This window comes from Nocardioides okcheonensis (genome assembly GCF_020991065.1).
GTDB lineage: Bacteria > Actinomycetota > Actinomycetes > Propionibacteriales > Nocardioidaceae > Nocardioides > Nocardioides okcheonensis.
On record NZ_CP087710.1, the window covers coordinates 2,840,797 to 2,854,399 of the forward strand.

Annotated in this window: 13 protein-coding genes; 8 read left to right on the forward strand and 5 right to left on the reverse strand. The window is 74.6% G+C overall.

All coding sequences use genetic code 11. The annotated features are described in order from the left end of the window. Positions 1-86 precede the first annotated feature (86 nt). The 5 genes from LN652_RS13795 to LN652_RS13815 all read left to right on the forward strand — a co-directional run bounded on the left by LN652_RS13795 (position 87) and on the right by LN652_RS13815 (position 4,176). Entirely contained in the window at positions 87-911 is an 825-nt protein-coding gene (locus LN652_RS13795) for a YhjD/YihY/BrkB family envelope integrity protein (RefSeq protein ID WP_230441194.1), read from the forward strand. Continuing rightward, positions 908-2,374, forward strand: a complete 1,467-nt coding sequence (gene cls, locus LN652_RS13800) for a cardiolipin synthase (protein ID WP_230441195.1) — start codon at positions 908-910, stop codon at positions 2,372-2,374. The genes LN652_RS13795 and cls overlap by 4 nt, the downstream gene beginning before the upstream one ends. 47 nt (positions 2,375-2,421) lie before the next feature. Next, positions 2,422-2,880 carry a potassium channel family protein gene (locus tag LN652_RS13805; RefSeq protein ID WP_230441196.1) on the forward strand — a complete coding sequence of 153 codons (459 nt, stop codon included), beginning with the start codon at positions 2,422-2,424 and terminating at the stop codon, positions 2,878-2,880. Continuing rightward, positions 2,877-3,854, forward strand: coding sequence for an FUSC family protein (locus LN652_RS13810; RefSeq protein WP_230441197.1), 978 nt, complete (start codon positions 2,877-2,879; stop codon positions 3,852-3,854). The genes LN652_RS13805 and LN652_RS13810 overlap by 4 nt, the downstream gene beginning before the upstream one ends. 82 nt (positions 3,855-3,936) lie before the next feature. Beyond that, positions 3,937-4,176, forward strand: coding sequence for a hypothetical protein (locus LN652_RS13815; RefSeq protein WP_230441198.1), 240 nt, complete (start codon positions 3,937-3,939; stop codon positions 4,174-4,176). A gap of 24 nt (positions 4,177-4,200) precedes the next feature. Here LN652_RS13815 and LN652_RS13820 read toward each other — a convergent pair whose 3' ends face one another. Then, the gene (locus LN652_RS13820) at positions 4,201-4,977 is read right to left on the reverse strand and encodes an HAD-IIA family hydrolase (RefSeq protein WP_230444748.1); all 777 of its coding nucleotides are present in this window, start codon (positions 4,975-4,977) and stop codon (positions 4,201-4,203) included. Between the two features lie 186 nt (positions 4,978-5,163). Here LN652_RS13820 and LN652_RS13825 point away from each other — a divergent pair, with 186 nt between their 5' ends. The 3 genes from LN652_RS13825 to LN652_RS13835 are packed head-to-tail and all read left to right on the forward strand — an operon-like array spanning position 5,164 to position 8,559. Then, a complete protein-coding gene (locus LN652_RS13825; RefSeq protein ID WP_230441199.1) occupies positions 5,164-5,883 on the forward strand; it encodes a hypothetical protein in 720 nt (239 codons plus the stop codon). After that, complete coding sequence (locus LN652_RS13830) at positions 5,880-7,775, forward strand: YhgE/Pip domain-containing protein (RefSeq protein WP_230441200.1); 1,896 nt, start codon at positions 5,880-5,882, stop codon at positions 7,773-7,775. Before LN652_RS13825 ends, LN652_RS13830 begins: the two co-directional genes overlap by 4 nt. Positions 7,776-7,797: 22 nt before the next feature. Next, on the forward strand, positions 7,798-8,559 hold the full coding sequence (locus LN652_RS13835) for a phosphotransferase family protein (RefSeq protein WP_230441201.1): 762 nt from the start codon (positions 7,798-7,800) through the stop codon (positions 8,557-8,559). Positions 8,560-8,618: 59 nt separating this feature from the next. Here the strand turns inward: LN652_RS13835 and LN652_RS13840 are convergent, their stop codons facing one another. The 4 genes from LN652_RS13840 to LN652_RS13855 all read right to left on the reverse strand — a co-directional run bounded on the left by LN652_RS13840 (position 8,619) and on the right by LN652_RS13855 (position 13,601). Beyond that, entirely contained in the window at positions 8,619-11,159 is a 2,541-nt protein-coding gene (locus tag LN652_RS13840; protein WP_230441202.1) for an MMPL family transporter, read from the reverse strand. 40 nt (positions 11,160-11,199) lie between these two features. Beyond that, positions 11,200-11,838, reverse strand: a complete 639-nt coding sequence (locus LN652_RS13845; protein WP_230441203.1) for a TetR/AcrR family transcriptional regulator — start codon at positions 11,836-11,838, stop codon at positions 11,200-11,202. 34 nt (positions 11,839-11,872) lie between these two features. Further along, on the reverse strand, positions 11,873-12,496 hold the full coding sequence (locus LN652_RS13850; protein ID WP_230441204.1) for a DUF305 domain-containing protein: 624 nt from the start codon (positions 12,494-12,496) through the stop codon (positions 11,873-11,875). A 64-nt stretch (positions 12,497-12,560) separates the two neighbouring features. After that, positions 12,561-13,601, reverse strand: coding sequence for a zinc-binding dehydrogenase (locus tag LN652_RS13855; RefSeq protein ID WP_230441205.1), 1,041 nt, complete (start codon positions 13,599-13,601; stop codon positions 12,561-12,563). Between the last annotated feature and the right edge of the window lie 2 nt (positions 13,602-13,603).

A 13,603-nucleotide genomic window follows, 5' to 3' on the forward strand; every position in this document is an offset into this window, starting at 1 on the left:
ATGGTCGAGCCGCTGCGCAACGCGCTGCGGCAGCGCCCCGCCACCGCTATCGTCGGGACATGCCGGCTCCGGCTCCACGCCCGCTCGTGGACACTGCGCTCGAGATGTCGCGCCGCTTCGAGCACACCGTGCCGGTGCGGCTGGTCCGGGTGTTCCTCGCCGTCGACGGCCGCGACCGCGTGCTGATGCTCGCCGGGCAGGCGTTCATCGCGGTGATCCCGCTGCTGATCGTCCTGGCCACGGTCTCCGGGACTGGCGGCGCGGACGCCGTCGGCACCTACCTGGTGCGTCGTTTCGACCTCGACGGCAGCGCCGAGGCGTCGGTGCGGATCCTCTTCGACCGCCCGCCCGACGCGACCGGCGGCATCACCGTGCTGAGCGCCGTGGTGCTGCTGTGGACCACCAACAGCTTCGCCCGCTCGCTGCAGCGCACCTTCGCCGCCGCGTGGTCGCTGCCCAGGACCGGCATCCGCGGCACCGGCCAGCGGACGGTCGGCCTCGTCGTGCTGCTCGTCGTCCTGTTCGGGCTGTCGTGGCTCGGCAGCCGGCTCGAGGAGGGGCCGCTCCTGACGCCGCTGGTCGTGGTGGTCCAGCTCGCCGTGGCCGTGGGCGGCTGGGCGCTCGCCTCGCACCTGATGCTCGGCCGGCGGGTGCCGCTGCGCCGGCTGCTGCCGGGCGCGGCCGCGAGCGCGGTCGTGCAGGTGCTGGTCGGCTGGGGCACCGCGATCTGGCTGCCCGGCCTGGTCACCCGCAACGCCGACAACTACGGCGTCATCGGCGCCGCCCTCGCGCTCGTCTCGTGGCTGATCGTCGTCTCGGCGAGCATCGTCGCGAGCGCTGTCCTCGGCCGGGTGCTGGCGCCCGACGACGCGCCCTGCCCGACCGCCACGACGAGCGCGGTCGCGCCGTGACGACCGTGCTCGCCGTGCTGGCGTCGCTGTCCGTCGTGGTCGGGATCGCGCTCAGGGTCGCGGCGCTCGGCATCATCCCGGCGCGGCGCAAGCCGTCCACCGGGATGGCGTGGCTGCTGCTGGTCCTGCTCACCCCGGCGATCGGGCTGGTCGCGTTCGCGTTCTTCGGCAGCGCGCGGCTCGGCCGGCGTCGCGAGCAGCGGCTGCGCCGGATCAACGCGGTCATCGCCGACCGCGCGACCCCGCTCCAGCCGCGGGAGGAGCCGCGCGACGTGCCGGCGTACGTCACCTCCGCGGTGCGGCTCAACCACCACCTCGCGTCGCTGCCGCTCAGCCACGACAACACCGTCACCCTGCTCGACGACTACGCCGGCTCGATCGCCGCGATGACCGACGCGGTGCGCGCGGCGGAGCGCTACGTCCACGTCGAGTTCTACATCACGGCGCTCGACGACCTCACCCGCCCGCTGCTCGACGCGCTCGGCGACGCCGTGCGGCGCGGGGTGGCGGTCCGGCTGCTCCTCGACCACCTCGGGTCGCGCGGCATCCCCGGCTGGCCCGACCTGCGCCGCGCCCTCGACGCGGCCGGGATCGACTGGCACCCGATGCTGCCGATCGCGCCGCTGCAGGGGAAGTTCCGCCGGCCCGACCTGCGCAACCACCGCAAGCTGCTCGTCGTCGACGGCCTCGTCGGCTTCACCGGCTCGCAGAACCTCACCGAGCCCGGCTACAACAAGCCGAAGAACCACCGCCTCGGTCGGGAGTGGGTCGAGCTCATGGTCCGGCTGCGCGGGCCGGTCGTGGCCTCGCTCGAGGCGGTCTTCGCCTCCGACTGGGCGCTCGAGACCGGGGGCGTGCTCGACGTCGTGCCCGGCCCGCCGGCCGGCGACCCGCAGCCGGGCGAGGTGGCCGGCGCGAGCTGCCAGGTGGTGCCGAGCGGCCCGGGCTACGCGGCGGAGAACAACCTGCTGCTCTTCACCACGCTCGTCTACGGCGCCACCCGCCGGCTCTCGATCACCAGCCCCTACTTCGTGCCCGACGAGTCGCTGCTCTACGCCGTCACGACCGCCGCGCGGCGTGGGGTCGCCGTCGAGCTCTTCGTCAGCGAGGTCTCCGACCAGTTCATGGTCGGCCACGCGCAGAACTCCTACTACGAGGCGCTCCTCGAGGCCGGCGTGCGGATCCACCGCTACCCCGCGCCGTCCGTCCTGCACGCCAAGCACTTCTCGGTCGACGACGACGTGGTGGTCATCGGGTCGAGCAACATGGACCAGCGCTCGTTCGCGCTGAACTTCGAGGTGTCGCTGATGATGACCGGCTCCGACGTCGTCGCCGGGGTGCGCCGCGTCGAGGACCGCTACCGCGCGATGGCGAAGGAGCTGACGCTCGAGGAGTGGACCCAGCGCGGACCCGGGAAGCGCTACGTCGACACCGTCATGCGGCTCACGGCGGCGCTGCAGTGACGCCGGCCGTCACGCGGGGCTCCTGGGCCAGGGGAACGGCGACCTTCGTGGCGGTTCTCGTGGCCTACTTCGCCGTGCCGCTGGAGGTCCGGCCCTCACCGGTGCGCCTGACGGTCGAGCTCGGCCTCACCCTCGCCGCACTCGGCTGGGTGGCGTACGTCGTGGTCCGCGAGGTGCGGGTGCAGGCCGCCGGGGACGAGCCGGCGCTGGAGGGGCGCCACCTCGCCCTGCTCATCGAGCTCGCTCTCGTGCTCTTCGCCCTCACCTACTACGCCCTCGCCGTCCACGGCACCGGGCAGATGGTGGGCCTCGAGACCCGGATCGACGCGCTCTACTTCACCGTCAGCACGATCGCGACGGTCGGCTACGGCGACGTCCACCCGGTCGGGCAGGTGGCGCGCGCGGTGGCCACCGCCCACATCGTCTTCGACGTGGTCGTGCTGGCCGCAGCGGTGCGGCTGCTGCTGCGGGCGCGCCGCGGCCCACGGCCCGGGGCCGACCGATGACCCTCGTGCCGCGCGTCCCGCCCGGTCCCGCCCTCAAGGGCGCCGGGGCGGCCCTCGCCCCGGTGCTGGTGGTGGCGCTGGCGACGGGCTGGCTGGTGGGGGCGCTGGGCGTGGTGTGGTTCGTGCTCGGCGTGGCCGCTGCGCTGCCCGTCGCGACCCGCGAGGTCACGCATCGGGTCCGCCTCGCGACCGCGGCGCTGGTCGTCGTGGCGGCGGAGCTGGGGCTCGCCGCTCGCGGGGACCCGGTGCTCGTGGCGCTCGCCGTGGCCGTCGTCGCCCTGGCCCAGGCGCCGGTGGGCAGGCGCTGCCCCGGCGCCGGGGCGATGGTGCCGGTGCTGGTGGCGGTCGCGGCCTCCGCCGGCCTCCCCGACGACCGGTGGACGGCGGCGGCCGGCCTCGCCGCCGGCGTGGCCACCATCGTCGTGACCGCCACCGTGCTGGGCCTGCGCGCCCCCGCCGTGCCCGTTGCCGCGGCCCTCGCCTGGCGGCACGCGGTCGCCCTCGCGGTGACCGCCGGACTGGTGCTCGGGATCTCGGTCGAGCGCGGGGTGACCCACGGCTACTGGGTCGTGCTGGCGCTGTCCCTCGTGCTGCGCCCGGCCGCCGACGAGACCCGGACCCTGGCCCGCGACCGGGTCGTCGGCACGGTGGTCGGCCTGGCCGCCGGGGTGGTGGCGGTGGTGCTCGTGCCGCTCCCGGTCCTGCTGCTGCTGGCTGCCGGCTGCGTGGTGCTCACCACGGCCTGGGGGATGGCCGGCGACAACCTGCGCGCGACGACGTACGCCGCCCCGATGCTGGTGCTCCTCGGCTCGTCCGGACTGGCCGGCTCCGGGGTGGCGCTGGCGCTGGAGCGCACCCTGCTCACCGTCGTCGGGGTGGCGCTGGCGGTGCTCACGGCCCTCGCCCTCGACCGCTGGGACGCGGCGACCGTCGACCGTCCCGAGCCCGGTCGCGGCGGCTCGGCAGGGACTTGACCAAGATCACGGCGGCGCCGTATTGGATCGTTCCAATCGAGTCGGCACACTGGAAGGAGACCCCACCAGAGGAGAGATCACCATGCGGTTGATCGACGAGCTCAACGAGCTGCACGACCACTACGCCGGACGCATCGACGAGGCCGTCGCGCGCGACGACCTGTCCGGCGCCCACGACCTGGCGCAGGCCTACGAGGACGACGCGGTCCGGCTGATGGCCGAGCGCGAGGGCCTCACCCACCTGCTGCCGCTGCAGCGTCCCCGCCCGCAGAGCGCGCTGCGCACCCTGCTGCACCGCCTGGTCCCGAGCCGCGCGGCCTGATCCCGACCGGGACGACGCGGTCGCTTAGATCGCGTCGTCCTCCGGCAGCTCCATCGAGGTGACCATCTCGACGACGTCGGCGATCGAGTCGACGACGAGGGTCGGGCGGTAGGGGAAGTCCTGCACCTGGTGGCGCTCGGTCAGGCCGCTCGCGACGAGGATCGTGCGCATGCCGGCCTCCAGGCCGCTGATGATGTCGGTGTCCATCCGGTCGCCGATCATCACGGTGGTCTCGGAGTGGGCCTCGAGCCGGTTGAGCGCGCTGCGCATCATCAGCGGGTTGGGCTTGCCGATGTAGTAGGGCTGGCGTCCGGTCGCGGCGCTGATCAGGGCGGCCACCGCTCCCGTCGCCGGCAGCACGCCCTGCGCGCTCGGGCCGCTGACGTCGGGGTTGGTGGCGATGAAGCGCGCGCCGTCGTTGATCAGCCGGATCGCCCGGGTGATCGCCTCGAAGGAGTAGGTCCGGGTCTCGCCGAGCACGACGTAGTCGGGCTCCTGGTCGGTCATCACGTAGCCGATGTCGTGGATGGCGGTGGTCAGCCCGGTCTCGCCGACGACGTACGCCGACCCGCCGGGCCGCTGGTCGTCGAGGAACTTCGCGGTGGCGAGCGCCGAGGTCCAGATCGACTCCTCCGGCACGTCGATGCCGCTGCTGCGCTGAAGCCGCACCCGCAGGTCGCGCGGGGTGAAGATCGAGTTGTTGGTCAGCACCAGGAACGGCACGTCGTTCTCGCGCAGCGCCGCGATGAACTCCTTCGCGCCGGGGATCGGGTCCTCCTCGCGCACGAGGACGCCGTCCATGTCGGTCAGCCAGGTGCGTACGGGTCGCTGTTCGCTCACGCGCCCATCGTCGCACCCTGCCCGTCACGACGACGTGAGGAGCGTCCCACCGCCGGAGGGGGTCGGGAACTGGTGCCGCGGGCCGCGGAGGGACAGGCTGGTCCGGGCGCCCCCACGACGCCGCACGACCCCAGCACCAGGAGCACCGTGGACACCGACACCACCCCCGCCGAGCCCGAGCCACAGCCCGAGCCGCAGCCCGTCGCCGTACGCCTCGAGGCGCGCGGGGTGGCGATCCGCCGCCGACGCACCTGGCTGCTGCCGGCCACCAGCCTGGAGGTCGTGCAGGGCGAGGTGACCCTCGCGGTCGGCGACCCCGACGACCGGCACGCCCTGCTCGCGCTCGCGGTCGCCGGGCGGCTGGCCGGCGTCGAGGGGGAGGTGCTCGTCGACGGCCGCGCCGACGCCCGCCGGCTGCAGCACGAGGTGGCGCTGGTCGACGTCGTCGGCGTCACCGCGCCGGAGCCGGTGCTGCCGGTGCGGGCGGTCGTCGGGGAGGACCTCGCGATGGCCGGGCGGCGTGCATGGGCGCGCGACGTCGCGGCGTGGCTGGCCGACGCCGACCTCGGCCTCGACGGCGCCGAGCCGCTCGGCGACCTCGAGCCGGCCGCGCGGGTGGCGCTGATGACCCGGCTCGCGCTGCTGCGGGGCCCGACGTTCCTCGTCCTCGCGCTCCCCGAGCGCCACGGCGCGCTCCCCGACGGCTGGTGGCAGGTGGTGGCCGACGCCGCGGCCGCGGGCGCTGGGGTGCTGGTCACCGCCAGTCCCACGGCGGCCTCGCACGTGGCCGACCGCGCCGACCGCACCGCGTCCATCGGCCCCCGTCCCGACCAGCCGACCCCGTCGGAGCAGGAGGTCTCCGCATGACCGGCTTCAGGATGGCGCTCAACGAGCTGCGCCGGATCACCGCGGGGCGGCTGCCCAAGCTCGCCGTGGCCGCGCTCGTGCTGGTGCCGACGATGTACGCCGGGCTCTACCTGTGGGCCAACTACGACCCCTACGGCAACCTCGACCAGGTGCCGGCGGCGATCGTGGTCGAGGACGCCGGCGCGGACCTGCCCGACGGCACCCGCCTCGACGCCGGACGCCAGGTGGCCGACGACCTGCTCGACAGCGGCGACTTCGACTGGAGCGAGGTCACCCTCGCGCAGGCCGAGGACGGCGTGCAGGACGGGACCTACGACTTCGCGCTGCACGTGCCGCGGGACTTCTCCGCGTCCCTGGCCAGCAACGCGGACCTCGACCCGAGGCGCGCCCGGCTCGCGCTCCTCACCAACGACGCCAACTCCTACCTCTCGACCACCATCGCCGGCACCGTCACCGACCGGGTGCGCGACGCGCTGGCCAGCCAGGTGGGCGCGGAGGCGGCGACCACCTTCCTGACCGGCTTCTCCGACATCCGCACCCAGCTCGCCCAGGCCGCCGACGGCGCGGGCACGCTCGAGGACGGCCTCGGCGAGGCCCGCTCCGGCGCGGCCACGCTGGCCGACGGCGCCGGGAGGCTGGAGGACGGCGCGGGCGAGCTGGCCACCGGCCTCGGCACGATCGCCGACCGGACGTCCTCGCTGCCGGCGCAGACGCGGCGACTGGCGCAGGGCGCCCGCCGGGTGGCCGACGCCAACGCGCAGATCGCCGACGTCGGCGCCGAGGCCGCCGCCGCCGCGCGGGAGATCGACCGCGCGCGGGTGCAGCAGCGGCGCGAGCTCGTCCAGCGGATGCGCCAGCAGGGCCTGACGCCCGAGCAGCAGCAGGCCGTGCTCGCGGTCTACGACGACCTCGGCGCCACGGTCGCCGACGGCACCGCCACCGTGCGGCGCACGTCCGCGCGGCTCGACCGGCTCGCGAGCGGCGCCGACCAGGTCGCCGACGGAAACGAGGCACTGGCCGCGGCCGTCCCGGAGCTGGTCGACGGGATCGGGGAGGCGCGCACGGGCGCGGTGCAGCTGCGCGACGGCGCCACGCGCCTCTCCGACGGCGCCGACGAGCTGCGGACCGGGCTGACGAGGCTCGACCGGGGCGCGAAGCGGCTGCAGAAGGGCCTCGAGAAGGGGGCCGCGGACGTCCCGGACGTCGACGGCACCACCCGCGAGCGGCTCGCCGACGTGATCGGCGACCCCGTGCGGGTGGACTCCCGGTCCGACGCCACGGCCGGGACGTACGGCGCCGGGCTCGCGCCGTTCTTCCTCAGCCTCGCCGCGTGGATCGGCGGCTACGTGCTGTTCCTGCTGGTGCGCCCGCTGTCGCCGCGCGCGCTCGCCGGTGACCAGCACCCACTGCGGGTCGCGCTCGGCGGCTGGCTCGCCCCGGTGCTGCTCGGGGCGGCCCAGATGGTGGTGATGTCGACCATCGTCTTCGGGGTGCTCGACATCGTGCCGGCCAACATCCCCGGCGCGCTGGCGTTCCTGGTCCTCACCTCGGCCGTGTTCGTCGCGATGGTCCACGCGCTCGCCACCTGGTTCGGCAAGGCCGGTCAGTTCATCGGCCTGGTGCTGATGGTGCTGCAGCTGATCACCGCCGGCGGCACCTTCCCCTGGCAGACCCTCCCGCCGGCGCTGCACCCGCTGCACCACGCGCTGCCGATGTCGTACGCCGTCGACGGCCTGCGCCAGCTGGTCTACGGCGGCCCGGACGTCCGGGTGCTCTCCGACGTGCTGGTCCTGCTGGGCTGGCTGGCCGTGGCGCTGCTCGCGACGACCGTCGCCGCCCGCCGGCAGCGGGTGTGGTCGCTGAAGACGGTGAGCCCCGAGCTGCAGATGTAGCCGTCCGTGCCACGCTGACGCCGTGACCATCACCCACGTGAAGCGTCGGCAGGCCCCCGAGCCCGGCTCCATCCCGGACCGTCTGCAGATGTTCACCCGCGAGGTCCGGTTCTACCGCGAGGTGGCGAGCGACGTCGGTGTCCGGGTCCCCGGCCTGGTGCACGCCGAGGTCGAGGACGGCGACACCCTCCTCGTCCTGGAGGACCTGTCGACGTGGCACGAAGGAGCCGATCCGGTGGCCGCGGTCACTGCTCTGGGTGCACTGCACCGCCGCTGGACCGGACGTGCGACGACCGTGCACCCCTGGCTTCCGCGAGCGGACGTCTCGGACCTGGTCGAGAGCTACTACGCTGCCCGCTGGCCAGAGGTCCGGGGGCGAGCTGACGTCACCGACGAGGTCCGTCGGCTCGGCGACTCGCTGGTGGGGCGGGTGGCCGCTGCCGGGGAACGGGCCGGAGCGGCCGGACCGGCGACGCTGGTCCACGGCGACGCGTCCGGACGCAACATGCGTACGTCGCCGTCAGGTGAGGTGGCACTTCTCGACTGGGAGGACGTCGGGGTGGGACCCGGCATCGCAGACGTCGCGTGGTTCCTGCTCTCCTCCGCCGACCCTCGCGACTGGGACGAGGCGCTCGGAGCGTACGGCGAGAGCGGAGGGCTCGCCGCGGTCCTCCCGACGACGTGCGTCCAGGGACTGTTGAGCCTGGACGACCACGCCGACGGATCAGCCGCGGCGCAGACCTGGGTCCGGAACCTCGAAGCAGCGACCGAGCGCATGCGCTAGCCGCGACGTCATGGGTCTCGGTGGTCCGCACCGCCGATTCCCATGACGTCCCGCGCGGATCAGCTCGTCGCGGCGTGGCGCCCGGTCGGCGCGGGGTCGGTGCCGGTCGCGGCGTCACCGTCCTCGTGGACCGGGTGGCTGCGCTCGAGCCGGGCACCCTCGACGTCGACGTCGGGCAGGATCCGGTCCAGCCACTTCGGCAGCCACCAGGCCGCCTCGCCGAGCAGGTGCATCGCCGCCGGGATCAGCAGCATCCGCACGACGAACGCGTCCAGCAGCACGCCGAAGGCCAGGCCGAAACCGATCGGCTTGATGGTCGCGTCGTGGGAGAACACGAAGCCCGCGAAGACCGAGATCATGATGATCGCGGCCGCGGTGACGACCGAGCGCCCGGCGTGCAGGCCGTGCTGCACCGCGACCCGGGCGGGTGCGCCGTGGGCGTACGCCTCCCGCATCCCGGAGACGAGGAACAGCTGGTAGTCCATGGCGAGGCCGAACAGGATGCCGGTGGCGATGATCGGCAGGAAGCTCAGCACGGGCCCGGGCGCGTGGACGCCGAACAGGTCGGCCAGGAAGCCGATCTGGAAGATCGCGGTGATGCCGCCGAACGCCGCGAGCAGCGACAGCACGAAGCCGAGCGTCGCGGTGAGCGGCACGAGGATCGAGCGGAAGACCAGCACCAGGATGAGCAGCGACAGCCCGACCACCAGCACGAGGTAGACCGGCAGCACCGAGGCGAGCTTGTCGGAGATGTCGATGCCGGCGCTGGCGTTGCCGGCGACACCGAGCGTGGCCCGGTCGCCGGAGGTGGTGACCGGCTCGAGGGTGCGCAGGTTCTGGACCAGCTCGGCGGTGGACTCGCTCGACGGTGAGCCGGTCGGCACGACCTGGAAGGCCAGCGCGGTGCGGTCCTGCGAGACGCCGATCGGGACCACGGCGTCGACGCTCCAGGTCCGACCGATCTGCTCGGCGACCGTCGCCTGCTCGGCCACGACGCCGTCCTCGGTCACGGAGGCGGGGAGGTCCGCGACCACGAGCAGCGGGCCGTTGGAGCCCTCGCCGAGCTTGTCGGCCTGCACCTCGTAGGCCTGGTAGGCCGCGGAGTCCGGCGGCTGCGTCGACCCGTCGGGCAGGCCGAGGCGCATCTGGGTCGCCGGCGCGGCGACCGCGAGCAGCGCGACGACGCCGACGCCGAGCGTGGTCAGGGCGCGGCGCGTCGACATCGGGGTGTCGCGGGCGGTGATCGCCGCGGGGTCGGTCGCGTGCTCCCCGGACGCGAGCCGCGCCCGCTCGCGGCGACCGAGGATCCGCGGGCCGACCAGCGACAGCACGGCGGGCGTCAGCGTGACCGCCATCAGGATCGCGACCAGCACGGCGACGCCGCCGACGGTGCCCATCAGGCCGAGGAACGGGACGCCGGTGACGTTGAGCGCGAGCAGCGCGACGATCACCGTCACGCCGGCGAAGACGACCGCGTTGCCGGACGTGCCGTTGGCCAGCCCGATCGACTCGTGCAGGTCGGCGCCCTGCTTCAGCTGGCGGCGGTGCCGGTTGATGATGAAGAGGGAGTAGTCGATGCCGACCGCGAGGCCGAGCATCACGCCGAGCACCGGGGTCACCGACACGAAGTCGACGACGCCGGAGAACGACAGCGAGGCGAGCGACGCGACTCCGACGCCGAGCAGCGCGGTCACCAGCGGGAGGGCGGCGCCCAGCAGGGTGCCGAGCATGACGAACAGGACGATCGCCGCGACCACGACGCCGGCGACCTCGCCGGGCCCGAGGATGGACGGCACGGTCTGCGCGATGTCCTGCGACGGGTAGAGCGCGACCCCGTCGATGTCGGCGTCGGTGACGAGGTCCTCGATCTCGCCCTTCGCCTCGAGGCTGACCTCGTTGATCGCGACGTCGAAGGTCACGTTGGCCACCGCGGCGCTGCCGTCCTCGGAGACGGTGCGGAAGCCCGACGACAGGCGGGACAGGGTGATGCCCTGCTCCAGCGCGGGCTGCTGCTCCTCGACCTTCGCGCGGTTGCGGTCGATCCGTGCCTGGCCGGCGTCGAGCTGCGCCTCGGCGTCCGCCAGCGCGGCGCGCACGGCGGCGTCGAGGGTGCCGGCCTCCCGGGCCTGCTCGCGCTGGGCCTCGACCGCGGCGCGCCCGGCGTCGACCTGGTCCTGCGCCGCCTTCAGCTGGTTGAGCCCGTCGTTGAGCTGCTGCTTGCCGTCCTCGACCCTGCGTGCGGAGGCGTCGAGCTGGTCCTGGGTGGCGAACGGGTCGCTCACCTCCGAGACCTCGTCGACCTCCCCGACGCGGTCCAGGAGCGCGGCGACCTCGCGCCGCTGGGCGGCGGTGAAGGCTGCGCCGTCGGTCGTCTCGGCGACGATCGCGCCGTTGCCGCCGCCGGTGCCCTCGAACTCGCGCTCGAGCTGCGCCGAGACCCGCGTGGTGGGGGTGTCGGGCAGCGTGATCGAGCTGGAGAGCGTGCCCGCGAAGGCGACGTACGTCGCTGCGGTGACGGCGAGGACGGCCAGCCAGGCGCCGACCACGGTCCAGTGGCGGCGCGCGGCGAAGCGTCCGAGGCGGTAGAGGAGCTCGGCCATGGAGGAGGCCTTTCGGTCTGGTGCGGGGAGGGGGCGGGGGTCAGCCGGCGTGGCCGCGCGCGAGGCGGACGAGCAGGCGGTCGAGGAGGCGGTCCCAGTCGGCGCGGGCACCGTCCGGGACGTCGGGGGTGAGGTCGGGGTGGTCGCACAGCCAGAGGCCGGCGATGGCGGCGAGGCCGTTGGTCAGCAGCACGAGGGTCAGGTCGAGGTCGAGCGGGTCGAGCGCGGGCGCGCGGTCGTGCAGCCGCTCGCGCAGGCGCACGCCGACGTGCTCGAGCGCGGTGCGGGAGATCGCGTCGGTGCGCTCGTCCTCCTCGCCCGGTCCGCCGAGGACCCGGCCGATGGTGGCGATCGCCGTGGGGAGGTCGACGCCTCGCGCCGCCTCGCACACCGCGGCGAGCGCCGCGCGCGAGCCAGCCTCGCCGGCGGGCAGGTCGACGGTGTCGCGGTCGACGGCGTCCATCAGCTCGGCGGTGACCTCGGCCAGGATCTGCTCGCAGACCGCGACCAGCAGCTGGTCGATGCCGGCGACGTGGTTGAACACGGTGCGCCGGGAGACGCCGGCGAGCGCGGCGACCTGGTCGACGGTGAAGCCGTCCGCGCCGTGCTCGGTCGCGAGCGTCCGCGCGGCGTCGAGGATGGCGCGGCGGCGCTCCTCGCGTGCGGTGGTCGTGGTCACCGCACCAGTGTTGCACTCAGTGCAAATCGGACGGTCAGCCGTGCATCCCGCACCAGCCGCCCGCGGCGTCGCCGAACCAGGCGGAGAGCCGACCGCGCATCCAGGCGATCTCGCGGGCCTGGTCGTGGCGGATCGTGCGGGCCAGGTCGTTGACCGCGTCGTGCTCGGCGGTGCCGCGCACGAGCAGCTGCTGGGCCATCATCACCGCCGCCATGTGGTGCCCGACCATGTCGCGCAGGAAGGCGCGGTCGAGCCGGTCGCCGTCGAGGCCGGAGAGGTCGCGCATCATCGGCTCGTAGGTCGGGTCCTCCGTCGCCTCGTCGGGGTACCAGTCCCGGAGCCAGGCCTCCATCTCCTCGACCTGCGCCGACTGGTCGGCGACGATGCGCCGACCGAACGCGCGCATCGCGGGGCGGTCGGAGCGGGCCAGCTCGCCGGCGGCGGCGATCGCCTCGCGGTGGTGGGCGACCATCTCGCGCAGCCACGTCGCCTCGTTGGTGGCGGCGCGCATCGTCGTCGAGCCCGGTCCGCCCATCATCGACGTCCGGGCCAGGGGACCCCGGTCCGGTCCGTCCGACGCGAGGGCGAGCCCCATCCCGGTCCCGCCCAGTCCGGCCAGCACCCCGACCGCTGCCGCCACCGCCACCGTGCGCCTCATCGTGGGCCTCCTCGTCCCCACCATGGTCGGTCGGATCGCGGCGGGCGGACAGTGCCGAACGTCCTCAGCGGGTCGGGTCGACGATGGTCATCCCCGCGACGGTCGCGGTGTCGAAGACCGGCAGCAGCGCGGCGGCCTCGTCGAGCCCGATGACCCGCTCGACCAGGCGCTGCGGGCGGAGCACGCCGGACTCCACCAGGGCCAGCATCGCGGGGTAGTCGACCGCGGCCATGCCGTGGCTGCCCAGCAGGTCGAGCTCCCACGCGATGACCCGCGCCATCGGCACCCGCGGGTGCCCGTCGACCGGGGGCAGCAGGCCGACCTGCGCGAGCCGGCCGCGGCGACGGAGCGCGAGGATCGCGTCGGCGCAGGTCTGCTCGCTGCCGACGGCGTCGACCGCGACGTGGCTGCCGCCGTCGGTCAGGCCTGCGACCGTCTCCGGTACGTCGGTGGTCCCGTCGGCGAGGACGGTGTGCTCGGCGCCGAGGTCGGCGGCGAGCGCCAGGGCCTCCCGGTTGCGGTCGACGGCGACCACCCGGGCGCCGAGGGCGCGGGCGATCATCACGGCGCTGAGCCCGACCCCGCCCGCGCCGACGACCGTGACCCACTCGTCGGCCTGCACGGCGGCGCGGCCCACCAGCGCGCGGTACGCCGTCGCGAAGCGGCAGCCGAGCCCGGCCGCGGTCGCGAGGTCGACCGGCTCGGGGACCGCGACCAGGTTGGTGTCGGCGGCGTGCAGCGCGACCAGCTCGGCGAAGGAGCCCCAGTGCGTGAAGCCCGGCTGCTGCTGGTCGGGGCACACCTGCGCGTCACCCCGCAGGCACCACTCGCAGCGGCCGCACCCGCAGACGAAGGGGACGGTGACCCGGTCGCCGACGCGCCAGCGGGTCACGCCGGAGCCGACCTCGGCGACGTGTCCCGCCAGCTCGTGGCCGGGCACGTGGGGGAGCGCGACGTCGTCGTGCCCGGCCCACGCGTGCCAGTCGCTGCGGCACAGCCCGGTCGCCGCGACGCGTACGACCACGCCGCCGTCGGGTGCCGTCGGCGGCGGCACGTCCCGCACCTCGGGCTGGGACCTGACCTCGTCGTAGACCACGGCTCGCACGA